Below are 25,120 nucleotides of genomic sequence, written 5' to 3'. Positions count from 1 at the left end.
GATCTAGCGGTCACCTTCAATCAATGTCAACGCCGTACTCAGCTTCGTCTGCGACAGGGATCGAATCCGCACCTGAATGAAGACGTCGGCATCGGCATCATGCAGCTCATAGTCGATCTTGAGCTGTTCGATGTACAGATCCGGCAGCCGCTGCAGCTCGACCGGACGGATGATGCCCCCGTAATGGAACCAGTCTACATGTTCCGTCGGAATGGTCAGCCGGTCCAGGGTACTGTCCGTACGAACGACAAGCTCATGAACGCCTGCCGCTAAGGAAGGAATGACGAATTCAAAGGGCGTATAGCCGCCAAAATGATAACCGAGATGCTGTCCGTCCAGATATACATCGGAATGACCCAGCACCGCATGAAACACCAGTCTGACATGTTGCGTGTCCTCAAGCCGGATCGTTGTCCTGTACCAGGCGACGCCTTCATAGTCGAACAGGTTCAGCTCGTTATTCCAGCAGGCCGGAACGTACATGGACCCGGAGGCATGTGAAATCGCTCAAACCATTTGTCCCGAAGACCTACATCATCCGGATCTTTAATAAAATCCCACCGGCCGTCCAAAAGCTCCGCTGCTCGAATGTGATGCTCTTTGAAAGTCCTGACCAAGTGTGTTCCCCCTCGACATATAAGCTCTGCACAGCCAACCGGATGTTAGACCGATCATATGGATCGTACCATGCAGAGCCCCGGTTCTGAATAGAAAAAAACGAGGAGCGCTTGTAAAAATCGAGCATCATGCAGCATTACACAAACTTGGACGGGGGGACGTCATAATACTTTTTAAAAGCCTTGGAAAAGGTGAAGGGGTCGGGATAGCCGAGAAAGCCGGCAATTTGGTGGACCGTATACTTGTTTTCGTAGAGATAATCTCTCGCCCGGTTCATTTTAATCTGGTAGATGTACTGCCCTGGAGTAATGCCCAGGGCCTTCTTGAAATAAGAGATGAAATACTTTTCGGATATGCCGACCAGCGATGAGAGCTCATTCATTCGGATCGATTGATGGAGATGGTTGTGGATGTAGTGGAACACCGGCTGCAGAACGTCGAGTTTCCCCTGGGAGTGACCTGGTATTTTATCCTTTGGAAATGTGCCGTGATATTGATCTTTTCCATAGAGTTCAATGATCTTGGCAATCAGGGCGGTCATGCAGGCCTTGAGGTGTAACCGATTGCCGGAGGTGCCGCCGAGGCGCTCTACTTGTCTAAAGGAGTTATCGAACAGGACGGCTTCGTCCCGGATCAGCTCCCGCGCTATAATGCCCGACAGCCCAAAGTCATTGAGTATTCGCTGCTGCGTTCCCATTCCAAAGTCAAAATGAGCATAAATGAAGCGGCAGCCCTTATCCGTGGAAGCTGCTCTATAGGGAACCCCCGGGTAAAAGAAGACGACATCCCCAGGGTTTGCCGTATGCTCGGTTTCACCGATATGAATGTTGACGGTTCCCGATTGAATGAACCAGAGATCATAGTCGGAGTGTGCCTTATGCTCATGCCAATCCCTGTCGTGAGTCAGCTCCTTGCAGGATTTCATGCGAAGGGTAATGAACTCTGACAATTCATTAAAAATGTCCATGACCGGCATGGTTGAATTCATGGGTTCACCTCTACCATTAGACATATGACGTGCCGGAGTATTATACCACGGAATCGGAAGGATCGTGGAAAGCGTACTATTTGACATGTTTCTGAAACCGCCTCCCATTCTGTTTTGAACTCCTGTTCTTATAATGAGAATATAACCTGTGAGGAGGGCTTGATCATGAACGAAACGAGAATTTCGAAACCGAAGGTCGTCGTCATCGGGGCGGGCAGTTTATTCTTCGGGCGCCAGTCGATTTGGCAGATGGTGCAGTCCCCCTACTTGAATCAAGGGACCCTTGCCTTGGTAGATACGGACGAAGAAAGGCTGTCCAAGATGGTAACGCTTGCTAAGATGGTGGCAAAGGAAAACGGTGTGCCGCTTCAGGTCGAAGGCTCGACGAACCGGAGAGAGGTACTGCAGGGAGCTGATTTCGTCGTGCTCAGCTTTGCCAAGGATTCAGTCAAATATCGGGGGATCGACTGCCAAGTGTCCTTAAAATACGGAATCCGCATGTGCTCCGGGGATACGATCGGACCGGGCGGGATCTTCAGGGCGATGAGGGAGCTGCCGGTCATTATGGAATGCGCCAAGGATATCGAAGAGCTTTGTCCGGATGCCTGGGTGATCAACTATATTAATCCCTCCACCGTGCATGGGATCGCCTTAAGCCGATATGCCCCCAAGCTCAAATCGTTCGCGCTGTGCGACAGCCACCACATGCCGCATAAGAAAGCCCATTACGCAGTTCGGGCAGGAATTATTGGGCATTCAAGCGAATTCACCGAAGAGATCGACCGTAGATTCGATATGCGCATAGCCGGCGTCAATCATTTCACCTGGCTGCTGAAGGCGGAGTATGACGGCAAGGATGTCATGGCTCCAATCGCCGAAGCCCTGCGGAGGGCGGCCGGAACGGAGAATGACGGCGGGGATAAAGGAGCGAAGGCCCTCCATAACGACGCCATCACCTATCAGCTTTATGATATTTTCGGGTCGATCCCAACCTGCACGGCCCACACCAAGGAATACGTCCGTTATTGGCAGGGACTCGGCAAGACGGAAGACGCCATTCCGCCTTTATCGATCTGGGAGACGGAGGACCGGTATCAGCGTCATGAGGAGATGTGGCGGCAGGTGGATGACTTCATCTCCGGCCGAACGCCTATCGCAGATTATATGACGATCCTGGGACCTGATCATGCGACGGATATTATCGAAAGCATGGTGGGCAATCTGGGCAAACGGTTCTTTATCAATACGCTCAATCACGGTGCGGTATCCAACATGAACGATGACGCCTTCCTGGAGCTCCTGAGTGAAGTCAGCTTGACGGACGGAATCAAGCCGCTTCCTGTGGGCGACATGCCGCGGGGCATCCGGGGAATGCAGGAGCTGGTGCTGGACACGCACGAATTAACCGCCGAGGCGGTGGTGGAGCGCAGCTTTACCAAATTGAGACGGGCGTTCATGACCGACCCGCTGGTGAATTCCATCCATGATGCGGATCTGATCATTAAGGAGCTGTTGGAGCAGGAAAAGGAGATCATCCCAAGGAATTGGTATAAGTAGGGGATGAACCCAATTCACAGGTGAAGGTGGAAAGCGCTTTTATGAAAACAGTCCATGCCATTCCTAATAACGACGTCAAGAAGAATTCGAAGGTGCAGCTGGAGCACCTCTCCAGGGGATTGGCGGCTGCAGCTGTATCCGAAGGAGTATTTCTCAGCTGGCGGCTGCTCGGCACGGAAGTGACCGGCTATCGTGACAGAGGGATGGCCGGCACCGACTTTACCTTGTATCGGGACGGGGTCTGCATTGCATCGGTGAAGGACAGCACCAACTATCTGGACCGCAGCGGGACGCTGGCATCGGTTTATTCTGTCCGTGCCGTCGTGGACGGACAGGAAATCGACCAAAGCGCCGATGTCGTCCCTCAGCCGGCCCCCTATTATGAACTGCCGCTGCGCAGACCGGCTGATGGCATCACGCCAACCGGCCAAGCTTATACCTACGCAGCGAATGATATGAGCGTCGGGGACGTGGATGGCGACGGGGAGTATGAGTATTTCGTAAAATGGGACCCGTCCAACGCGAAGGACGTATCGCATTCGGGCTACACCGGTCCCGTATATATTGACTGCTATAAGCTGGACGGAACCCTGCTCTACCGGGTGGCGCTCGGTGTGAATATCCGGGCCGGCGCCCATTATACGCAGTTTCTGGTCTATGATTTTGACGGAGACGGGAAAGCCGAGCTGATGTTCAAGACGGCTCCCGGTACGAAGGTCATCCGGTACGACCGGGAGGGGAGAGCGTCTTCTGAAACCTACATAACAATCCCCCCGGAGGATGTAGCTGCTGGGTACAGTCATAAGGATGACTATCGGATGAGCAGTGCGGACTATTATGAGCATATTGTCCGGGTGTTTATGCACTGGCATGAGCATGAAGAGGTGGCGGCCGGGCGCTGGCCTTCCACATTGGAAGCATGCTTCGGGATTGATGCGCTCTACAGCTATCCGTTGTCGAAGGAGGATGCGCAGCGGCTGGCCGATTACTTGATCGACGTCTATGCCCCCAGCCGGAGCGGGCGCAACAACCTGCGGGCATTCGAGGGCTTCATTCTCGAGGGGCCTGAATACTTGACCGTGTTCGACGGACAGACCGGTGAAGAATTGGAGACGATCCCCTATAAGCCGGGCCGGCATGATGACGGTCTGATGTGGGGGGATTACTCCTGGAACCGTATAGAGCCCGGCAACCGGGTGGACCGTTTTCTCGCGGGTGTGGCCTATCTGGACGGCACAAAGCCGTACGCAGTCTTTGCCCGGGGCTATTACACCCGGGCCGCCGTCGTATCTTATTCCTGGGATGGATCGGCCCTGAACGAGCACTGGTTTGTGGACAGCGGCTGGTTAACGATGAATAACCCATTTGGTGACACGCTTCGTCTGGAAGATGGCCGCAGCGAGAGCTTCGGCGGCCTGGCCAAGCAGGGGGCGCATTCCTTAAGCGCAGCGGACGTGGACGGTGACGGCTGCCATGAAATCATCTATGGGGCGGCAACCATCGATCATGACGGAACCCTTCTGTACAGTTCCCGGGGGATGATGCCCCCTGAGAGCAAGACGCCTGGCAAAATGGCCAAGCTGGGTCACGGCGATGCCCTTCACGCAGCGAACATCGATCCGGATCGGCCGGGACTGGAGATTTTCATGGTTCACGAAAGCGGTGCCTGGGGACCCTACGGGTATACTCTTCGTGATGCGGCGACGGGCGAGGTATTGTACGGCGGCTTTGCGGAAGGGGACGTGGGGCGCGGTTTGATAGGGCAGGTGGATCCGACCCGCCGCGGTCTCCAAATGTGGTGCAGCGAAGAATACGAAGGCGATGAATCCTTCGGCCTGAGAACGGCCAAAGGGGAGAAGATAGCGAAGGGGATTCCGGGAACGAACATGAGCATTAAGTGGTCGGCCGACATGACCACCCAGATCATCAGCGGCCGGTTCGATGAACCAGTATCGATCGACGATTGGAACCGGGGCCGGCTGCTTACAGCGGAAGGAACCGTGTCCAACAACGGAACCAAGGGCAATCCGTGCCTTGTCGCAGATGTATTCGGAGATTGGAGGGAAGAGCTGCTGGTTCGAACGGCGGACAGCTCGGCGATTCGGATCTACCTGAGCACCGAAGTAACCGACCGCAAATTGTATACGCTCATGCACGATGCTCAGTATCGAACAGGGATTGCATGGCAGAACGTCGTATACAATCAGCCCTGCTATACCAGCTATTACTTTGCATCCGACATCGATTGGGCTCAAGTTCCGATTCCCCATCTGCATTTGCCCCGTGTAGACGCTATGGGTCATCATCGTAAGTGACTTTGAAGCTGCGATGGCAGCCGGACCGGCTGCCATGTTTGCTTTTACACGCCGTGGTGATTAAGAGTTTTTCTGTACCGGGCTTTTTCCCTGATCGCTCGGATTGTTAGAACGCGATGTCGTATGCTTTGGATTGTTTTTGTCAGGATTGGTTTTTGTGCTCATGTTGGTAGTTCACCTCCTGTCATCCTTCGTAAAAAGTATTTCTCAAAACCACAAACCTTATTAGAACCTGTTGGTCTGGCACTTGGGCTTAAAACTAGCGAATAGGGGGAATCACCAGTAAAAACTGCGTAAAGTTTACATAGTATTTAATATGTAAGCTATGCACCCTTTAATCATCAAACAACCGCATCCACCTGGCTGTTAGGTCACGGTGCTATTTGATGTTCTCGCTTCAAATCGGTTACAATCGCAGTAGGCTGTCGTCGATAGCCGGATCTCATTGCGTTGGAGGGAACTGAGGATGATGGAGAGCAAACCGGGCAAGGCAGCTTGGACGGATTTGACGATCGGCGGCACGGAGAACGTTCGTGATTTCTACAAGGCAGTTATAGGATGGACGCATCAGGATCTCAGCATGGGAGAGTACAGCGATTATGTCATGAGTACCGGTGAAGGCGAGCCGGCCGCCGGCATATGCCATCCGCGGGGCGGCAATGCGAAGCTTCCGCCGGTTTGGCTCGTTTATTTCGGCGTGGAGGATTTGGCCGCCAGCCTGGAGCAGTGCCGCACTAGGGGCGGCAAAGTACTGGCCGGGCCGAAAGGCCAGGGAAAAGGCAGCTACGCAGTAATCGAAGATCCGTCCGGTGCCGTCTGCGCGCTGAGCCAGGTTTAGTCGACGCTCCATTCCGCCTTCCGGCTGATTCAGATCGGCCGCCAGACCCAATCCTTATCCATCATATACCCGCATCCGCCTGACTTCCAGGTGGGTGCTTTTTGCGTTCACCTAACAAGCAGGTTAATGGTTAGAATTCCTTTCCATGCATTCTCATGATGGGGGAAGAGATAAGGAGCCGTATTGATAATAGGCAATTATTGATGATTTGTTGAGTAATCCACACTGCCCGAGGAATTGACTATTGCAGCCTGTTTGTTTCTGTTTACAATGATAAACATGTATTGATTACATAATCCATTCGTAGAGCACGCAATGAGGAGCTATCTAAATGAATGTAAAGACCCATAACCATCCTGTCCTGTTTGCCCTGGTGTTATCCGCCTTTTCTGCCTTAGGGCCATTTACGGTCGATATGTACCTTTCATCGCTTCCGCAGATGATGAATGATTTTGGTACGAATGCATCGATGATCCAGATGAGCTTAACTACCAGCTTGTTAGGATTAGGTTTAGGGCAGCTAGTCACAGGCCCGTTAAGCGATGTTTATGGCAGACGAAAACCTTTGTTCATCTCCATGGTTCTGTATTTGCTTGCTTCTATGGCTTGTGCCTTTTCGCCGAACATCGGTATTTTCATTGCCCTGCGCTTCCTCCAGGGATTCGTCGCTTCCGCAGGACTTGTCATCTCCCGTGCGATTGTTCGTGACCGGTACAGCGGAATAGAAATGGTCAAATTCATTGCACTACTGACGATGATCAGTAACGTCGCTCCTTTGATTTCACCTACTGCCGGAAGCGTGGTAACTACGTTCACTTCATGGATCGGCGTGTTTATCTTTTTAGGGTTTTTAGGGCTTTTTCTAACGTGTATGACCATCTGGGGGATGAAAGAAAGCTTGCCTGCAGATCGGCGTGTTCCGGGCAGCGTTATGGAAGTGGTAAGGAACTATGGCACCTTGCTGCGGGATCGGGGCTTTATGGGGTATGCTCTGGTCAATGGCATTTTGTTCTCTGGTGTATTCGCTTATGTTGCCGGCACTCCGTTTATTTATCAAACTATGTATGAGATCTCACCTCAACGGTTTTCGGTGCTGTTTGCCTTAAATGGCCTCGGTATTATTTTAGGATCACAGCTTGTCAAACAGCTGGCCGGACGGATGGACGAACGCCGTATATTTCGGATCGGACTGCTGTTGGCTTTTATCACCACTGCAGCCATCCTGGTTGTTGTTTTATCACATGGACCATTCCTTCCTTTGTTTATTTCGATCTTCTTGTTTGCCGTATCGATTGGAATCATCGGCCCCGTTTCATTTACATTGGCTATGGAGTCACAAGGGCATATTGCAGGGAGTGCAGCCGCCGTATTAGGCACTTTGCAATTTGGACTCGGAGCTGTGACTTCTCCCCTCGTAGGGATCGCAGGAGAAAACTCCGCACTGCCTTTCGGAATCACGATATTCATGACAAGTATACTGGCTGTCATCTCCTACTTAATCTTGGTTAGAAGGCCGGCTCCAGCTTCGCATTTAATCGAACAACGTAAGGGTGACCCATCTTAGGACAGGCGTAGACCAATGCTCAGGCATGGAATCCCCAAAACCCGCTTCAGTTCAATGACTGAAGCGGGTTTTTATATTCCTTGATTTTTGAGCCCCTTGAGGTAGAAAGGAACAAGATTACCGGACATACCGAGTGATATGCCGCATACCTTCATTCCATTCTGCAATGCTTTTGCCGCCAGAGCTTCACCAATCCCGCTTGAGGTCCCTGTAAACAAATAGTAGATCTTCATGGATTCTCCTCCTCCAATCAGGCTCTCTTAGCATTCAACCGTCCCAGGTTACATTCGCTCACCTAACTACAGGCACTGGGAGGCCTGCTGCAATACGTTTCCAATCTACTATAAGCTTGTTCCCATCAGGAATGGTTAACCCCACATCAATTGAACGTGAAACATTCGTAAAAGGGCACAGTAGACAGGGCTGAAACAGAAACGGGTTGGGCTGAGGTTCCGGCCATCTATACATATCAGGAGGACATTGGAGGGAGGGGAATTCTTATGGAAACCGAATTCGAACTGGATTTCTCTCAAGAAAAAGAACCCCAACCAGTGAATATAGTTGGGGTTCTTTACAATCCCTTTATTGGACCCATCCTCTATAGTAGCAAACGGAAGAAGCATCACTCCCACTGCCGTAAAACTGTTTTCTTATTAGAGGGATGAATCCTTTTCCAAGAGCGCCGCTATAATAAGCCATTGGCAAACAATAAGTTCCACTGTGTCTTTTCGTTATTTCTGCGTAACCGGATGCTGAAGCAGAACTAGAAATACTAAATGCAGCTATTGTGCAAAACACCAGAAACAAACCTTTTTTCATCAAGACTATTACCTCCATTAAAGGTTATAAATTCCAATTTTAATATACCATATGTATTTTAGTTATTTTACTAAATTACTGTAAATTATGAACATACTCAGCTCAGGCGATCTTCTACCACAGAGAGCAGATGTAGTAACTGCATCTATATTAACAAGTGAGTTGAGGGTGATATGATGATTATTAGATACGGCAGACACTCTGGTGGTATAATGGCTAAAAAATAACTAAGCATACTTCACGCTGCAGTGGTGTGGACAATGAACTTGCAGGAAGGGAGTCATCTGAGTTGAAAGTGATCGATTTGTCGCTGCAGATTTCGGACTGCATGCCTGTTTATCCTGGTGACCCCGAGGTAAAAGTCAAGGTAGCTCATACTTACGAGTGTCACACTTGGGAACTGCGGCAGCTTTCGATGGGTACCCATACCGGAACACACGTAGACGCGCCATCGCACATGCACCCCGGAGCTGCGACATTGGATGAGCTTCCATTGGAGAGATTTTTCGGAGCATCGCGCTTAGTACGGATGGAAGACCCGGCTTGGCCGGAAGGCCGGGGATTGTTTTTCGCCGAACCCGCAGGTCTGGAATGCTTTGACCGACTCGCTTTGCTGCGGCCAAAGTTCGTTGGCGGCGAATTGTCAGAAGAACTGGAGCGTGCGCTGCTGGGTATCGGAATGGTTACATATACGGGGCTGCAGGGTTTGGACCGTCTTCCCGCTGGAGTCGACTTTATGTTCTACGGATTTCCTTTACGCATCGTGTGCGGCGATGGGTCCCCGGTTCGTGCCGTCGCGGTGGTGGAGGCTTAACCCGGCCAGGCGGTTTCTTAACATTCCAAGTAGGAAAGGAAGTGTGATAAATGAATGTAGAAATGGTTATGCAGGAGCTCGAAGCTCTTGCCAAGGAACGACTCAAGAACATGTACATGTCCAATGGCGCGCGAGAGCCGCTATTCGGCGTAGCGACAGGCGAGATGAAGCCGATCTTCAAGAAAACCAAGCTCAATCAGTCTTTGGCGGAACAGCTTTATGCCACTGGAAATTACGACGCGATGTACTTTGCCGGCATCATTGCCGAACCGAACGCAATGACCGCGGTTGGATTATGATCGTTGGATGGACTCCGCGTATTTTTATATGCTGTCCGATTATGTGGTGGCTGTCACTTTGTCGGAAGCAGAGATTGCGCAAGAGGTTGCCGACAAGTGGATTGGAAGCGGCGAAGAGTTAAGAATGTCAGCAGGCTGGAGTTGTTATTGCTGGCTGTTGGGCAGCCGTCCGGACAGTGAATTTGTAGAAACCAAGCTCGCCAAGCTGCTTGAGCAAGCCGAAAATACGATTCACGATGCTCCTGAACGAACGAAATATGCCATGAATAACTTTATATACACAGTGGCGACTTCCTATTTGCCGCTCCATGATAAAGCAGTCGCAGCTGCGAAGGCAGTAGGCCCTGTAGAGATCAAAAAAGACAAGGGAAAAAGCAAGTTTCTAAACGCTTTCGAAAATATTCAAAAGGCAGAAGCCAGAGGGCAGCTTGGTTTCAAACGCAAACATGTAAGGTGTTAACCTAAAACAAGGAATAAGCTCTACGGAAAGAGAACACTATTTGCGTGTGAGATCGTACATAGGGGTGCTAATTTGATAACAGCAGAAGTGTATTCGATACAGAGTGATGTACCAACTGAAGAGGGAAAGGAAGAATTGGTTCGAATCTTTTGTAAAGCGGAAGAAGAAGATTTTGAAAGTTATGCTCTGAAAATCTACCAGGCTATCATGGAGCAAACCTCTTATGAGATCAAGTTGATTTATAGAGCCCATACATCCAGGCTTGTTATTTCAATTAAGACTGCTTATATTCAGTCATTAGAACCCAAGAATGTTCGGGAGTGCATTATCTACCAGTTCAAGCAGCTCATGAAACATAATGAGTGATAACGTATGACACTGGGTTTGCTCGAAACCCAACCCATAAAGAAAGCGCAATCAATATGAAATGAAAGCAATCTGACGCACAAAACGCACAAGCCCCAAATATATTCGAACATGGAACCATGACACAACGGCGGCCGGCCAGACGAACGGCGGCCGCTTCCCAGGATGGAGTTCGATAGGGCCTGAGCGCTGCACCGGCATCACGGGCATCAACATAGGTGAGCCCCACGCGCGGTAAGCGGCTGGAAGACCATCTTCCCGCGTGTAGGGATTTGGGGGATCGTTAGGGTAAGATGCGGCTTCGTTTATCATCAAAAAACACGGAAGAGACGGTGCTTACACAACCGTCCCTTCCAGAAGGCCTGCCTATGGGTTGCTGTGGACCGGCGGTGATCCGACAACACTACAATATATGAAAATCTAGTAAAAGCAGAATGTGCGAGAGACGGAGTACAAAGACACATTTTCAAGTACTGTCCAAACCGGACAAGCGGAGAATCCCATACACTGCAGTAAGCTAACCAGGAAGGAGGCGGCTGCTATGGGTTATGGTGCAGGTTGCGGCGGATTTACGAGTACAGGGGTTATCCTGGTACTTTTCATCCTGCTTGTCATTGTCTCTACTGCATTTGTCATCTAAGTAACTTAAAGGGCGCCCAAGTTGGGCGCCTTTTTACTACATACAGAAGCTGGTGCGCGCCATTTGTCTAACTACGAATCGTCCACATGAGAAGGAGGATGAAATAGGTCTTGCTTTAGAGCGCGCTCTAACGTTTAGAATGAGATTCAGTTACAACATAAGGAGCTGATGATCATATGAAAAATCGGTATGAATTTGGAATGGAAATGTTGAAGAAGGTGGACGGGCATGCAGGCGAAGCGGTTGTGGCCCCTTTGGGCGATCTAGGGAACATTCTCGTCGAATGGTTTGGCGATATTTACGGCCGCGAGAGGTTAACGCTGAGGGAACGGGAAATTGCAACGATAGCGATGTTGACGGTGTTGAATAGGGAGCCGCAGCTAAGGGTACATCTCGAGGCCGGATCAAACGTAGGGCTGACTCGGCAGGAAATGGAGGAGGTTATCATTCATTCGGTGCTTTACGGGGGATTCCCGACGGCCATTAACGCAATGAACTCCCTTAACAGCATGACTCTGCCGGGGGAAGCGAAATAACGCCGCATTCTGATATAATGATAGGATGAACACGACATATTCCATTCAAGAAGTAACGAAGTTGACCGGTCTATCAGCTCATACGCTGCGTTATTACGAGAGGGTCAGTCTCATCCGAGCCATTGGAAGAGAAAATAACGGCTACCGCTATTATTCCGAAAAGGACGTGGAATGGCTCCGGTTCCTCATCCGCCTGCGCGATACCGGTATGCCCATCCGCGACATGCTGCATTTCGCCAAGCTGCGCTACCTCGGAGACGAGACGGTCGCTGAGCGCAGACGGATGCTCGAGGACCATAAACAACAGATCCGGGAGCAGATCGACCAGCTTATCGTAAACTTAGAGGCCTTGAACGAGAAAACCGATTATTACAAAGCGTTGGAGCGGGAGATGGAAGAGCGGAGAGGAACAGAGCCGAACTGAATTTTCCTTTGAACTTGCGAAAAACGACAGCTGAATAAAGAAGAGACGATTCCGAAATTATGGAATCGTCTCTTCGTCTTATGCCGGTAAGTGCAGCACTCGAATAAAATAACGTTGATTGTAAAACGGATCAATCATTCAGAGTTACATAGCACCAGGACTTCTGGTCGGACGGCGTGAATAGCTGGATGCCAAAGCTTTGCAGGTTCCGCTTCGAATAATCGAAGGTTCCATCGGCATGCTTGGCGTGGGGCTCATAATGGAGCCGCATCCCATCGTCGATCCAGATTTTATCTTGGATTGCTTCGTCCTTCACGCTCCACTTCGCCTGATACTTGTCGTCTGTGTCGATAACGGCTTTTACTTTCAGCACGTCATTGGCTTTTGTGAGGTCCAATATCTTGTTGTCGCTGGTATTCTGGTATTTATTGCCGAATTGGTCGGTGGTTTGAATAAAGTATTTGAAGAAATTGCTCTCGTCTTTCGTGTCCAGGCCGTTAAAATCGCAGAATCGGAGGAACTCCCAAATCGTAGGCTGACCGGCCAGATAGTCCGAGCCTTTGATCTCTTCAACGGTTCCGTCCAGCTTGCGGATCTTGTAGTTGGTACTCAGACTGAAGCTAAGCACCGGATTTTTGACGGCTACCGCTCTTGCCACCGGTTCACCATAGACGACTTCGATCTTGGTTTTCTGCAGTGTCTTGATGCCGCCGGGGGTGTAGAAAGAAACATTGAGATCGAACAGATCGGACGAAGGCCCAATCCCGTAGGCTCTGTAGACGGGAATTCCATTTGAATTGATGCCGGGGGCTCCCAGGAGTACGCCATCTGTGGAAGCTGCTATTTGCTGCACCACGGATGCCGGATTACCGGAGTCATCCCGCACTACTTTCGATAGATCAATTCTGCGGTTTTTATTGTCGGTGGCGATGATGCTGACTTCTTTCCCGTAGTATGAATAATTGGCATTCACCGCGTCAATATCCGCTCGGCTGTCAATCAGCTTGCGTTCGGACAAGTACCGGCCGGCTGCGAAATGCGTTGAAAGCATGTCGACCTTGTACTCCAAGAGGGGATCAAGGTCCTTCCAATTGTGCACTTCCACATGGGCCGCGGCCGAAGCCAGCTCCTGGGAGGTATCCTGGTTGATGACGGCAGCCGATAGGGAATACTCAGAGCCTTCCGGGCCTACCGGAGTAAGATTGGATTTGATCATAAATTTGTAGAAGTCTCCGCTCTTTTCGATCGGGAGCTGCCACGTTTGCGTATGATTCGGGTCTGCAGCATTGGCGGAAGTCCGTTCTTCCCACGACCTATCGAACACTCCGCCTGCACTTTGCAGACTCGGCAGGCCGGACAGCCGCTCCAGCTTATAATGGATGGTGTAGCGGCTGGTATCCTGCGAGGACGGCGCTTTAAATACTTTACCGTACTGATCCTTGACCGTAAAAGTGAAGCCTTGCGGCTGCTCATTCTCTGCTAACAGGATCAAATCCTTGGAGCTGACCTCGATGCTTGCCGGAACCCGCATGGACGCTGCCTGAAACGTATGGCTTGCTGCCGCGTTCCCGGCTTGAGCGTAGGGCAGCTTCACCGCGATGGTGACGTCTCCCTCGGACTGCACTTCCTTGATGACAATCTTGCCGAGCCCGCCGTCGCTCTGTCCGATCACCGGGTTGTCGAGCACGATACCGCCCGCGGCGGCGGCCGCAATAAACCCGCTGCTGTATAAGGTTTCGATCTGACTAGGCGTAAACTCGTAATTGTCCGGACCCGTCACGATCAGGGGAATGACCGGCTGCTGTCCCGTAGTCGTGATTGTCCCATCGGCGTCGTAGTACGTATCCCCTGCACTTAGATGTACGCCATCGCCATCGATCTCAATCCCTGTAGGTGCCACCGGGATGCCGGCTGGCAGCGCAGGGGGCATAGCGCTTCCGCTGCCACTAACTGCCCCGCCAGCCGCAGCCTGCTTCGCGTTATAGCTGGTGAGCGCAAGCATAAGACGGGTGGCCTCGGTCCTGCCTCCGAAGCTTCCATTCGGCAGACCGTCCATAAGCTTCTTATCCATCGCATACGCAGCGTAACCGTTGGCCCAATCATCAACGGTGGGGTCGGCGATGGGGGCCGCGCTGTTGGCGTTGGTTTCCCACTTAAGCCCGCGGATGAAGAAGGCAGCCAGCTCTTGCCTGGTTACGGTACCCGATGGGTTGTAGTGTTTACCTTCCGCATCGACGCCGTTCGTGAGCCCGGCTGTTCTAAGCGCTTCAATGTAAGGCAGGGCATAGCCGTTGACCGGATCGTCCGCGCTTACATCGGCAAAGGAAGATTGCGAAAGCGATGGGTCGACAGGGAGCGAGAAAATGAGGGCCGCGACTTTGGCGAACTGGGCTCGGTTCATTAGGGCATCCACACCAAACACGTCATCCGTGGTCCCGTCAAACACGCCGTCGTGAAGCAGGGCGTCCAATTTACCTTTTACATCTTGCGGCAGGCTTTCGACATCCTTGAAATCGGACGAGGATTGCGCTGCGGCCGCCTCGGTTTGGCCCGATGTGGGGAAGACGACGGCTGTGCCTGCCAGAGAGAAGACCATAAGAATCATGGAACATATCGAGGATAACCGCTTCATTGCCGTGAACACCCTCCATCATACGAGATTCGAATTCATTTGCGACTGCGACCTAAGGAAAGACTGGACCTTCCGCCTCCTTTCCTGAACGATTCAGCATGAAACGCAAACAAGTATACCGAACCTTATGCCCATTCATGTAAGCGGTATCATTCATCTTCATAGGGGAATTGTACTCTTTCTGATACCGTCAGGAGGTCGGCTTTTACTTAAACTTCAAATGAATCTCAATCAGCGATAATAAATGGAGCATATGATGACTTAGACAACAAACGGCAGAAAATCACAACAAACCACAAAAGTAAAAAAATCGGAGGTAGCAAGAGAATGAACCGCAGAGCAATCAGCCTGATGGTAGTACCTGCGCTGCTCAGTGTGCTCACCGCATGCGGCGCGACGGATTCGAAGACGGCGGGCACTACGGCCACGCCTGCAGCATCGACGACCCCCGCAGCTGCGGAGGACGCCAACAAGACCTTGACGCTGGACCAAATTACGGAGAAAGCCAAGCAGGAAGGCAAGGTCGTAAGCGTGGGCATGCCTGATACTTGGGCGAATTGGAAAGACACTTGGAACGAGCTCTCAACCAAGTATGGGATCCAGCATACCGATACCGACATGTCGAGCGCCGAAGAGATCGCCAAGTTCGAAGCAGAGAAGGACAAGCCTACTGCGGATATCGGCGACGTGGGAATGGCCTTCACATCAGTTGCTGTCGAGAAGGGTGTAGTTCAACCGTACAAGCCCAGCACTTGGGACAAAATCCCGGAATGGGCGAAGGACAAAGACGGCAACTGGGTTGTCGGCTATCAAGGTACCATAGCGATCATGACGAATACGAAGCTGGTCAAGAATCCACCGAAAAGCTTCGACGATATTTTGAAAGGCGATTACAAAGTAGCCATCGGTGATGTAGCCAAAGCATCCCAGGCACAGACGGCTATTTTGGCAGCTGCGATGGCTTTTGGCGGCGACGAGAAGAACATTCAGCCGGGCATCGACTTCTTCGAGAAGCTGTCCAAACAGAAGCGCATTTCCTTATCTGAAGTCAAAGTAGCCAACTTCGAGAAGGGTGAAGTCGAGGTTGCACTCGTATGGGACTTCAATGCTCTCGGCTACAAAGACCAGCTGAAATCGAATGATTACGATATCCTCATCCCCAAAGAGGCCAGCGTCATTGGAGGCTATGCGACCATTATCAACAAATACGCTCCGCATCCGAACGCTGCGAAGCTGACAAGAGAATACATCCTTAGCGATGCCGGTCAGATTAACCTCGCCAAAGGCTTCGCCCGCCCGATCCGCGACGATGTCAAGCTCCCTGACGATGTAGCCAGTAAGATGATCCCTATCGATCAGTATAAAAACGCCCGGCCGATCAAGGACTTCAAAGCTTGGGACACCACCTCGAAAGCCATTCCTCAGATGTGGGAAGAAAAAGTACTGGTTAACTTAAATTAATGAACGTCAACCGGCAGTTACCTTCTCTCGCTGGAAGAAGGTAGCTGTTTTTTCTAAGGAGCTGTGCCGTTTATGAATCATCGACAAATAAGTCCAATCACATTGGTTATCGCGCTTCTACCACTCTTGTTACTGATTCTTTTGTTCGAGATGCTCCCGGCAGCCGCTATGATCCTGAACAGCTTTCGGTCAGACGACGGCACTGCCTTCACTTTGCAGCAGTATGTTACTGCTACCACGAATCCATTCTATGTGAAGGCGATTACGAACAGCCTCTTGATCTCGTTCTACTCCAGTACGGTCGGCATTGCCGCTTCCTTGCTGTTGGCCTACGCCATTGCGAGGTCGTCGGACACGACAAGAAACACCGTTCTTACGATTTCGAATATGACCTCTAACTTCGCCGGGCTGCCGCTTGCTTTCGCGTATATTATTTTGCTTGGAAATAACGGGGTTATTACGATTTTGCTGAAAACCTGGGGCTGGTCCGTATTCGAGGGGTTTGATCTCTACTCGTGGACGGGACTTGCGCTGGTCTACGTCTATTTTCAAGTGCCGCTGGGCGCGCTGCTGTTATATCCCTCCTTCTATGGCATCCACGAGCAGTGGAAGGAGGCCGCTTCCCTGCTCGGAGCCGGTCGTTTTTCGTTCTGGCGGCGAATTGCGCTCCCGATTCTGCTTCCGGGCATTGCCGGAACATTTACGATCTTGTTCGCCAATGCGATGGGGGCCTATGCGACGGCTTACGCCCTAGTGGGAGGGAATTATAATTTGCTTGCGATCCGCATCGGGGCTCTGGTTGCCGGTAACGTCGTAACTAGGCCAGCCTTAGGCTGTGCCCTTGCTGTGCTGCTCGGGGCCATGATGGTGCTTGCGATGTGGGCGAACGAGATGTTCATGCGCCGGGTAAGGAGGGATCTGCAATGAGGAGCAGCCGAAGGTGGCCGCATTTCATTTTACTTATCGCAATCATCTATTTATTCATACCGCTCCTGGCGACATTGCTTTATTCGATCTCGGGGCAATGGCAAACGACCGTGCTGCCCGAGACGTGGACTCTTAGGTGGTATGTCGATTTGTTTCATGATGCCCGGTTCGGACAGGCGCTGCTGCGCACGCTATGGATCTGCTTTGCCAGTATAGCGGTATGCCTGCTTGTCATGCTGCCTGCTGTGTTTGTGGTATCGGTTTATGCACCCCGCTGGGAGCGCCTGCTGCAAATGCTCGTTCTCCTTCCTTATGCGGTACCCGGGGTCGTCGCCGCCGTCGGATTAATCAAGCTGTATTCTTCGGGGCCTGTTGCCATATCCGGCACTGTATGGATCCTCATGGGCGCTTATTTTGTGGCTATTCTCCCATACATGTATCAGGGTATCCGTAACAGTCTGCGTACCGTGAATTCACTGGAGCTCATGGAGGCGGCTGAACTGCTTGGGGCGAATACGTCGACCGCCTTCCGGCGTATTATTCTACCTGCGATCCTGCCCGGTGTCAGTGTATCCGCATTGCTGTCCCTGTCGGTGCTGTTCGGGGAATTCGTACTCGCGAATCTGTTGATCGGAGGCCAATTCGAGACCATTCAAATTTACTTGTACCGCCGTTTGAACGAGAGCGGCCACTTGGCCAGTGCTGTCGTCATGGCATATTTTCTCATCATTTTGCTCCTGTCCGTGCTATGGATTCGCCTTAGTAAGCGACTGTTCGGAGCCAGCGGAGGGAACGTCTCGTGAGCTATTTACGTTTAGAGGGCATTTCACATCAGTTCAAAACAACAACAGTCCTGCACGAACTAAATCTCCATGTGGAGCAAGGGGAGCTGCTAACGCTGCTTGGAGCGAGCGGCTGCGGCAAAAGTACGCTGCTCCGGTGCATCTCCGGCCTGCTGCCGATGGAGCAGGGGGAAATCTACCTGGACCAGCGGCGCATAACCACTCTGATGCCCAAGCAGCGCGAGGTCGGGATGGTGTTTCAATCGTATGCCCTGTTCCCCAATATGACGGTCTATGAGAACATTGCGTTCGGCCTGCTCATGAAAAGAAAATCAAAAGCGGACATTCAGCGCCGGGTGGAAGAGATGGCGCGGATCGTCGGGCTGGAGGATCGGGCTGCATCGTATCCCTATGAGCTGTCCGGCGGCCAGCAGCAGCGGGTGGCGCTCGCCAGGTCTCTGGCGGTCGAGCCTAAGCTCATGCTGATGGATGAACCCTTCAGCGCGCTGGATGCCCAAATCCGGAAGCAGGTACGCTCCGAATTTCGCCGGATTCAGAGGGAGCTCGGGATGACGACGATTTTCGTAACGCATGATCAGGAGGAAGCGCTGACCCTCTCGGACCGCGTCTGCATCATGAGCAAGGGGCGTATCGTGCAGCTCGGCTCTCCAGAGCAGGTCTACACCCATCCGCAGAACGAATTCGTCGCTCGTTTCATCGGCCATTACAATATCCTGACCCCAGCGCAGCTGCATTCCTGGCGGGGCGGGGAAGCGAAGAGGGGCAGCCAATCGCTGGCCATCCGTCCCGAAGCGATTCGAATTTCTCCTGCGGCGGCCGAGGAGCCTACATCCCGCATAGATACTGATCTGCACACAGAGGGCCATATTGAGGAGCTGGCTGTACTTGGCAATATTATTCGATACACCGTACAGGTGAACGGTACTCCCGTAACCGTGGATACATTAAACGGGAGCCAGAGAACATGGCTGGAGACAGGCACCGCCGTCCATCTTCAGATTCATTTGGCGGACTGCCAGCCGCTGGAATTGGGTGACGCGTAAGTGTCCCTCCTAGCGGAAGAGCGGAAGCAGTATATCTTAGACTGGCTGGAGAGGGAAGGAAAAGCGATAGTCGTCGGGCTCGCGGCTCAATTGGAGGTCTCCACCGAGACGGTGCGGCGCGATATGGCCGCGCTGGAGAATGAAGGGAAGTTAAAACGGGTGTACTGCGGAGCGATCAAGCCGGCCTTTCACAACAGTGAAGCCCCTTATGAGCTGAGACAAAAGGTCCACCGTGCGGGCAAAGAAGCCATCGGCCGGGCTGCGGCGGAGCTTGTTGAAGACGGCAGCACCATTGCCATTGAAGCCGGAACGACCCCGCTTGAGCTCGCCAGAGCGATCCGGGGGAGAATGAGGCTGACCGTGCTCACGAACAGCCTGCCGGTCGCGGCAGGCCTCATGGAGCAGGGGGGCCAAGAACGATTTTCGGGCAAAGTGATTCTGCTCGGAGGAGAGCTAAAGCCGGAGCAGCAGGCGGTCAACGGTCCGATCTGTGAACAGATGGCCCGGCAGTTCCGTGTCGACCAAGCGTTCTTGTCGGTTGGCGGGATTTCCCTTACCCATGGCGTCACTGACTTCGACCCTAACGAGGCATCCATGTCACGCCCTTTCGCCGAAATCGCACAGGAGGTCATTGTCTTGGCCGACCATTCCAAGCTTGGCATCAATACGTTTGCCTATATCGTGCCGCTGGAGAAAGTCGATGTGATCGTCACGGATGCTCCGTGTCCTGCTGAGTGGGCGGGAGAGCTGGCCCGGAAACATGTTCAGTGGGTGCGAGCGATGGATAAAGAAGAGGAGGAATGGGTATGAAGGTTGATTTTCATTTCCACTTGGAGGAAGGGCCGTATTCCTTCGGCTGGCTGAAACGTACGGCACATGCAATTCAAGCAACATCGGCTGACAATGGCCAGCCTGCAGCGCTGCATACGAAGGAATGGCTGGATCACTAATTCCAAATGCTCCAAGTACGGCTTCAAACCGGTTGTTTCAGCAAGGAATGGCTGGACAGATATATCCGATTGGGATGTGCACGGGGCATTGAGCAATTCGGCGTAGTGGACCACTTATACCGGTTTAAGGAGTGCAGGGAATACTATGAGGGGCACATGCTGCTGGACGACAGTCCTTTGGGCCGACTGCAGCGTGCCTGGTTGGATCAGGTGTGTACGTATTCCATTCACGACTATTTGGAAGGCATGTACAAGGCGGCTTTGACCGTACCCGGGCTTGCTGTTGGGCTGGAAGTCGACTACTTCCCGGGTGGGGAAAAGCAGCTCGGGGCCTTGTTGGACCGTTGGCCGCTCGATTTTGTGATCGGTTCCGTGCATTTTCACCAAGGCTGGGGCTTCGATAACCCGGATGTGCAGCAGCGGTTTCAGGATTACGATTTGTCCGAACTCTACAAGAATCATTTTGCCGTCGTGAAGGGGGCCATTGCCAGCGGGTTGTTCGATATCATCGCCCATCGCGACAATCTGAAAGTATTCGGTTATCGCCCGGATGAAGCGGAATTACTTGGGAGCTACCGGGAGGTGGCGGCAGCATTGAAGGCTCATGACGCTGCGACGGAGATCAACACCGGATTGCTTTACCGCTACCCGGTTAAAGAAATGTGTCCCAGCCCGTCCTTCCTTCAGATTTTGTTCGAGCATGGCGTGCCCATCACCCTATCCTCGGATGCCCATTTTCCAGATGATATCGGCATGCATCTGAATACCGCGATGCAGGCTGCACAGCGAGCCGGGTATAAGAAAGTTGTGTATTATAAGGGCCGGGTCAGGCATACGATTCCATTGTGTTGACAAGACACCAAAAGGTGTCATATAATAAATCCGACACCAAAAAGTGTCGAATAGGATATGTCAGGGAAAACCATAGGGGACTTGGATTTTTGGATTTTCAGTACACGACAAGATACAAGGAGGAATGAACATGTCATCTATCGTTGATTTTAATCATGTGTCTGCGGTTGGTTTAGAGTCTTCACCCGCGGCAGAGGCGCTTGCCGGTTTACGCGCCAATGAAGCACGTTACTTTATGAACAAATACAAGCATCCATTTACGGTGGTACCAGCCGGTGAAAGTCAGGATACCCTTGATTATGTAAACCGGATACTGAAAGAACGTGATATTGAATTTGCGGCCAAACCTTTAGAAACATCGCGTTTTCAAGTGGAGAACATCCAATTTGCCTATGTCTTTTATGAGGACGGACTCTCGGTCAACGTCATGTATACAGTGGATGACCCTAAGAAGCGGGCCGTTGGCTTTAAGCTTTCCGAAGGGATGGAGGTACCGCAGGAATTAGAAGGGAAGTTTAAGTTTGCCAAGCAGAAGTCCGCACTAGCTGGAACCATTCGGGGCTCGTTTTTTGTGATTAAAGGAGAATATTAAGGTTGTAGGTCGCTCAATGAACGTAGGGGAAAAGGTAAAGGCCTCATCTTGCTTTCTTGGCAAGATGAGGTTTTTGGCGTTATAAACTCCACTGGGGGCGAAGCCACCAAGTGGGGTCTGGACGTGCTCAAGTTTCAAACAAAATTTCACCCGTACGGGATAAGTCATACCCAGAAATCGCCTGAAGCTCTTTTTTAAAAGCGTCGGACTGCAGGATTTGCCTAAGGGCAGGGAGCCAAGTCTGGTTCGCCGGGGTTTTAAGCATCACCAAATCATACCGCTCCCGGATCAAAGGTATGAAATCAATTTGTCCGACGATGGAGGCAGTTTTTTCAATTCCAACACCAACGTCGGCTTCGCCGGACGCTACTTTCGTTGCCACACCAAGATGATTGGTTTGTTCATTGTCATACCCATGAAGCTGTGCGGGTTTGATTCCGTGAAGACGAAGCTGCTCGTCCAGCAGTACTCTGGCGCCCGATCCTTTTTCCCGATTCACAAATCGCAGACCCGGGCGTCCTAGATCGGACCATTGTTTAAGTCCGAATGGATTTCCTTGTTTGACATACAAGCCTGCATTTCTGGACAGCAGATTCACTACTACATAGGATGATCCAACGAGCAGCTTTCGAATATAAGGGAGGTTGTATTCTCCGGTATCTCCATCCAAGAGGTGGGTGCTAACGATGTCAGACTCCCCTTTGTACATGGAAATTAAGCTGTCGAGACTGCCGACAAACGAACGCAAGGGCCGAATGCCGGGAATTCCCTTTTCCATGTGCTTCGCCAAAATATCCAAGCCAATGTCATGCCCGGTTATTACGATGGAGCGATTCGTACTAGTGGTGGTCGATGGTTGGATCTGTGCAGGCGAATGGGACTCTGTAGGATGATCCGGAATCACGACCATTCTGGCACGTTGTTTGTACGCCTCCAGATCCGTGGCATCGACTCGCATTTGCTTGCCGACCCGATAGGAAGGCAGCTCCCCTTTTTTGATCAGATCATAGACGGTGAGCTTTGATATTTTTAAGAGTTTGGCGAGTTCTTCCGTTGTATAAGACACGTCGTTGGACATAGTATAATCCTCCCGATCCATTGCAATTGCCGCTTGGAACTAAACCTAATTATAACACAATCGAACGAAATGAAGCCGGGAACGGTTACGATAACCCGCGATTATTCATGAAACTGTTCTAATTGACAAAAGAAAAGCCGCGAAGTTAATCGTTTATTGAATAAGAATGGCCTTATCTAATAAAGTTTAAATATAATTATGGAATTGTGTTTAACATGAAATTCCACTAAAATCATATTAGTTATATCAAAATATAATGAAACAACACTTCGGAGGGGGATTTATGCTTAAAAAACGAAAGATTAGCATGGTTTTGTTGATTGTTTTATCCTTGATGTTAGTATCAGCAGGCTGTGGTACGGCACCAAACTCGGCGACCAGCAGCAGCGCCGGTACGCAAGCTCCAAGATCTGATGCGTTAAGCCCTGCAGCGACGGAAAGTGTTGAATTGACGATATCTGCTGCAGCGAGCATGACGGATGCTCTTAAGGAAATTCAAACGGCATACGAAAAACAACATCCGAATATCAAATTGAATTTTAACTTCGGCGCATCCGGCGCACTGCAGCAGCAGATTGAGCAGGGAGCCCCCGCTGACTTGTTCCTTTCCGCGGCTGCCAAGAATATGAAAGCGCTCGTGGATAAACAACTCATCGATGCAAACCAACAAAAACATGTGTTGAGTAACGAGTTGGTCGCTGTCGTTGCGGCGGATGGAAAAGCATCGATAGCAGGCGCTGCGGATTTGTCCAAGCCTGATGTGAAGAACATAGCGATCGGCATTCCCGAGAGTGTACCGGCGGGAACCTATGCTAAAGAAGCGCTCACCAACACGAAGCTCTGGGATTCTCTACAGTCCAAGATGGTTCAGGGGAAAGATGTAAGGCAAGTTCTTCAATACGTAGAAACCGCAAATGCAGATGTGGGGTTCGTCTACAAAACCGACGCTTTAACCTCGCAACAAGTAAAAGTAGCCTTTACTGTAGATTCCACAACGTATACGCCAGTACAATACCCGATCGGAATTGTAAAGGCAACGAAGCACAGCAAAGAGGCTGAAGGATTTTACAGCTACTTGCAGTCCAAAGAAGCACTTGATATTTTTGTGAAATATGGATTCTCCGTCCTGAAGTGATAGAGTCTAGTATGAATTGGCGTGAATTTTGGACTCCGATCAAACTGTCGCTGCAAGTATCGATTCTATCCAGTCTAATCGTTGTCATCCTTGGTGTGGCGATAGCCTGGTGGATGTCCCGAGCATCGTTTAAAGGCAAAACGATTCTTGAAACAGCTTTTATGCTGCCGTTAGTGCTTCCGCCAACCGTGGTTGGATTTATACTGTTAGTCATACTTGGCCGAAAAAGCTGGTTTGGAAAATGGATGGAATGGCTTTTTGACGCACCGATCATATTCACCTGGTGGGCTGCCGTGATCGCATCGGTCGTGGTGGCCTTCCCGCTGGTATACCAGACGATGAAGGTTGGATTTTCTTCCGTAGACCAGGATATGGAAGGCGCCGCGCGCTCAACGGGAGCCAGTGAGTGGCAGGTCTTCAGGTACATAACACTTCCACTGACTTTTCGTTCACTCGTTACTGCCTATATTCTTGGATTTGCCCGCGGCCTTGGTGAATTCGGGGCGACGCTAATGATAGCGGGGAATATACCTGGAAAAACGCAGACCCTTCCTACTGCCATCTTCGTGGCGGTGGATGCGGGCAATACGACGATGGCGTGGGCATGGACGGGGGCTATAATTGGGATCTCATTTATCTTGCTGCTCCTTACGAGACAAAATACGAATCCATAATGAAAGTCGCTCCGAAGCGACTTTTTTATGTTCAACAAAGGGCTGTGACACTTCGTGCTTGACAGCGTGATTCCTATTGTGGATAATCAGATGTAAGTAAGTACTTACAAAACAAAGGGGCAGGAACGACTCGTGAACCAAGCGGTAAGCACCGGCGACAAACTGATACTGGCGGCGATCGATCTGATCGCGGAACAAGGGTACGACGGGACGACGACGAAGGAGATCGCCGCGGCGGCCGGAGTCAGCGAAGTGACGCTGTTTCGGCATTTCGGCAGCAAACAGGCGCTGCTCATTGCCTCGTTCGAACGGTACCATTACGCCGGCGAAATGACGAGGCTGTTCAACGAGCGGCTGGCGTGGGACGTGCGGACGGATTTGCTGTTAATCGGGCGGACGTACCATGCGATCATGAACCGCAACCGGAAGCTGCTCGATATAGCGCGTAAGGGCGGCAGCCGGCTGCCCGAGGAAGTGCAACAGCATGCTTCCCAGCATCCGGTCCAACTGAAGAAGCTGCTGACGGACTATTTCTCGACGCTTCTTGAACAAGGGAAAATCGCCCCGATCGATCCGGAAATTACGGCTATGTCATTCATGTGGATGAACTTGGGGGCTTTCAGCAGCAACCTGCTGGAGTCGTCTAATTCGAATGTTACGCTCGACACGTTTATCGAGCGGAGCGTTGATCTTTTTGCTAGGGCGCTTGCACCCTAGTTTTTTCTTGCCCCAAAT

At 51.4% G+C, this 25,120-nt stretch carries 26 protein-coding genes and 1 pseudogene; 22 read left to right on the top strand and 5 right to left on the bottom strand.

Annotation, left to right across the window (positions count from 1 at the left end; genetic code table 11):
* Positions 1-3: 3 nt before the first annotated feature.
* Entirely contained in the window at positions 4-483 is a 480-nt protein-coding gene (locus tag ACP26L_RS18490; RefSeq protein WP_426454734.1) for a sugar-binding domain-containing protein, read from the bottom strand.
* 271 nt (positions 484-754) lie between these two features.
* The gene (locus tag ACP26L_RS18485; RefSeq protein WP_426454732.1) at positions 755-1,606 is read right to left on the bottom strand and encodes an AraC family transcriptional regulator; all 852 of its coding nucleotides are present in this window, start codon (positions 1,604-1,606) and stop codon (positions 755-757) included.
* 165 nt (positions 1,607-1,771) lie between these two features.
* On the opposite strand from ACP26L_RS18485, the gene ACP26L_RS18480 reads away from it, so the two are divergent.
* The 4 genes from ACP26L_RS18480 (at position 1,772) to ACP26L_RS18465 (ending at position 7,880) form a co-directional block, all read left to right on the top strand.
* Entirely contained in the window at positions 1,772-3,163 is a 1,392-nt protein-coding gene (locus tag ACP26L_RS18480; protein ID WP_426454730.1) for a glycoside hydrolase family 4, read from the top strand.
* A 41-nt stretch (positions 3,164-3,204) separates the two neighbouring features.
* The gene (locus tag ACP26L_RS18475; RefSeq protein WP_426454729.1) at positions 3,205-5,478 is read left to right on the top strand and encodes a rhamnogalacturonan lyase; all 2,274 of its coding nucleotides are present in this window, start codon (positions 3,205-3,207) and stop codon (positions 5,476-5,478) included.
* A gap of 466 nt (positions 5,479-5,944) precedes the next feature.
* Positions 5,945-6,316: a VOC family protein gene (locus ACP26L_RS18470; protein WP_426454727.1), complete on the top strand. Its 372-nt coding sequence runs from the start codon at positions 5,945-5,947 to the stop codon at positions 6,314-6,316.
* Positions 6,317-6,647: 331 nt separating this feature from the next.
* On the top strand, positions 6,648-7,880 hold the full coding sequence (locus ACP26L_RS18465) for a multidrug effflux MFS transporter (RefSeq protein WP_426454725.1): 1,233 nt from the start codon (positions 6,648-6,650) through the stop codon (positions 7,878-7,880).
* A 71-nt stretch (positions 7,881-7,951) separates the two neighbouring features.
* Here ACP26L_RS18465 and ACP26L_RS18460 read toward each other — a convergent pair whose 3' ends face one another.
* Positions 7,952-8,113, bottom strand: a complete 162-nt coding sequence (locus tag ACP26L_RS18460) for a hypothetical protein (RefSeq protein ID WP_426454724.1) — start codon at positions 8,111-8,113, stop codon at positions 7,952-7,954.
* A 267-nt stretch (positions 8,114-8,380) separates the two neighbouring features.
* Here ACP26L_RS18460 and ACP26L_RS18455 point away from each other — a divergent pair, with 267 nt between their 5' ends.
* The 7 genes and pseudogenes from ACP26L_RS18455 (at position 8,381) to ACP26L_RS18425 (ending at position 12,238) form a co-directional block, all read left to right on the top strand.
* Positions 8,381-8,545, top strand: coding sequence for a hypothetical protein (locus tag ACP26L_RS18455; RefSeq protein WP_426454723.1), 165 nt, complete (start codon positions 8,381-8,383; stop codon positions 8,543-8,545).
* A gap of 449 nt (positions 8,546-8,994) precedes the next feature.
* Positions 8,995-9,513, top strand: coding sequence for a cyclase family protein (locus tag ACP26L_RS18450; protein WP_426454995.1), 519 nt, complete (start codon positions 8,995-8,997; stop codon positions 9,511-9,513).
* Positions 9,514-9,563: 50 nt separating this feature from the next.
* A pseudogene (locus tag ACP26L_RS18445) lies at positions 9,564-10,272 on the top strand (DNA alkylation repair protein).
* A gap of 72 nt (positions 10,273-10,344) precedes the next feature.
* Positions 10,345-10,638: a hypothetical protein gene (locus ACP26L_RS18440; protein ID WP_426454721.1), complete on the top strand. Its 294-nt coding sequence runs from the start codon at positions 10,345-10,347 to the stop codon at positions 10,636-10,638.
* A 541-nt stretch (positions 10,639-11,179) separates the two neighbouring features.
* Positions 11,180-11,278 (top strand): YjcZ family sporulation protein, encoded by a 99-nt coding sequence (locus ACP26L_RS18435; RefSeq protein ID WP_014651926.1) that lies wholly within the window; start codon positions 11,180-11,182, stop codon positions 11,276-11,278.
* A 176-nt stretch (positions 11,279-11,454) separates the two neighbouring features.
* Positions 11,455-11,814 carry a carboxymuconolactone decarboxylase family protein gene (locus tag ACP26L_RS18430; RefSeq protein ID WP_426454719.1) on the top strand — a complete coding sequence of 120 codons (360 nt, stop codon included), beginning with the start codon at positions 11,455-11,457 and terminating at the stop codon, positions 11,812-11,814.
* Positions 11,815-11,839: 25 nt separating this feature from the next.
* On the top strand, positions 11,840-12,238 hold the full coding sequence (locus ACP26L_RS18425; protein WP_426454718.1) for a MerR family transcriptional regulator: 399 nt from the start codon (positions 11,840-11,842) through the stop codon (positions 12,236-12,238).
* Positions 12,239-12,368: 130 nt separating this feature from the next.
* On the opposite strand, the gene ACP26L_RS18420 is transcribed toward ACP26L_RS18425, so the two are convergent.
* Entirely contained in the window at positions 12,369-14,843 is a 2,475-nt protein-coding gene (locus ACP26L_RS18420) for an S-layer homology domain-containing protein (RefSeq protein ID WP_426454717.1), read from the bottom strand.
* A gap of 354 nt (positions 14,844-15,197) precedes the next feature.
* Here ACP26L_RS18420 and ACP26L_RS18415 point away from each other — a divergent pair, with 354 nt between their 5' ends.
* From ACP26L_RS18415 to ACP26L_RS18380, 8 genes are all read left to right on the top strand, one after another.
* Positions 15,198-16,331, top strand: coding sequence for an ABC transporter substrate-binding protein (locus tag ACP26L_RS18415; protein ID WP_426454716.1), 1,134 nt, complete (start codon positions 15,198-15,200; stop codon positions 16,329-16,331).
* Between the two features lie 72 nt (positions 16,332-16,403).
* Positions 16,404-17,258: an ABC transporter permease gene (locus tag ACP26L_RS18410; protein ID WP_426454715.1), complete on the top strand. Its 855-nt coding sequence runs from the start codon at positions 16,404-16,406 to the stop codon at positions 17,256-17,258.
* Positions 17,255-18,061, top strand: coding sequence for an ABC transporter permease (locus ACP26L_RS18405; protein WP_426454713.1), 807 nt, complete (start codon positions 17,255-17,257; stop codon positions 18,059-18,061). Before ACP26L_RS18410 ends, ACP26L_RS18405 begins: the two co-directional genes overlap by 4 nt.
* Complete coding sequence (locus ACP26L_RS18400; RefSeq protein WP_426454711.1) at positions 18,058-19,104, top strand: ABC transporter ATP-binding protein; 1,047 nt, start codon at positions 18,058-18,060, stop codon at positions 19,102-19,104. Before ACP26L_RS18405 ends, ACP26L_RS18400 begins: the two co-directional genes overlap by 4 nt.
* Complete coding sequence (locus ACP26L_RS18395) at positions 19,105-19,914, top strand: DeoR/GlpR family DNA-binding transcription regulator (RefSeq protein WP_426454709.1); 810 nt, start codon at positions 19,105-19,107, stop codon at positions 19,912-19,914.
* Positions 19,911-20,054 carry a hypothetical protein gene (locus ACP26L_RS18390; RefSeq protein WP_426454707.1) on the top strand — a complete coding sequence of 48 codons (144 nt, stop codon included), beginning with the start codon at positions 19,911-19,913 and terminating at the stop codon, positions 20,052-20,054. The genes ACP26L_RS18395 and ACP26L_RS18390 overlap by 4 nt, the downstream gene beginning before the upstream one ends.
* A 6-nt stretch (positions 20,055-20,060) precedes the next feature.
* A complete protein-coding gene (locus tag ACP26L_RS18385) occupies positions 20,061-20,906 on the top strand; it encodes a PHP domain-containing protein (protein ID WP_426454705.1) in 846 nt (281 codons plus the stop codon).
* 130 nt (positions 20,907-21,036) lie between these two features.
* Positions 21,037-21,498 carry a phage tail protein gene (locus ACP26L_RS18380; RefSeq protein ID WP_426454703.1) on the top strand — a complete coding sequence of 154 codons (462 nt, stop codon included), beginning with the start codon at positions 21,037-21,039 and terminating at the stop codon, positions 21,496-21,498.
* 127 nt (positions 21,499-21,625) lie between these two features.
* On the opposite strand, the gene ACP26L_RS18375 is transcribed toward ACP26L_RS18380, so the two are convergent.
* A complete protein-coding gene (locus ACP26L_RS18375) occupies positions 21,626-22,576 on the bottom strand; it encodes a substrate-binding domain-containing protein (RefSeq protein ID WP_426454702.1) in 951 nt (316 codons plus the stop codon).
* Between the two features lie 283 nt (positions 22,577-22,859).
* On the opposite strand from ACP26L_RS18375, the gene modA reads away from it, so the two are divergent.
* The 3 genes from modA (at position 22,860) to ACP26L_RS18360 (ending at position 25,102) form a co-directional block, all read left to right on the top strand.
* Entirely contained in the window at positions 22,860-23,711 is an 852-nt protein-coding gene (modA, locus tag ACP26L_RS18370) for a molybdate ABC transporter substrate-binding protein (RefSeq protein ID WP_426454700.1), read from the top strand.
* 11 nt (positions 23,712-23,722) lie between these two features.
* Entirely contained in the window at positions 23,723-24,385 is a 663-nt protein-coding gene (modB, locus tag ACP26L_RS18365) for a molybdate ABC transporter permease subunit (protein WP_426454699.1), read from the top strand.
* A 132-nt stretch (positions 24,386-24,517) separates the two neighbouring features.
* The gene (locus ACP26L_RS18360) at positions 24,518-25,102 is read left to right on the top strand and encodes a TetR/AcrR family transcriptional regulator (RefSeq protein ID WP_426454698.1); all 585 of its coding nucleotides are present in this window, start codon (positions 24,518-24,520) and stop codon (positions 25,100-25,102) included.
* Positions 25,103-25,120: the final 18 nt, after the last annotated feature.

Origin of the sequence: Paenibacillus sp. S-38, from assembly GCF_049942825.1 — a bacterium.
Lineage (GTDB): Bacteria > Bacillota > Bacilli > Paenibacillales > NBRC-103111 > Paenibacillus_G.
The sequence above is the reverse complement of the archived record's forward strand: the minus strand, read 5'-3'. Positions and strand labels throughout refer to the sequence as shown.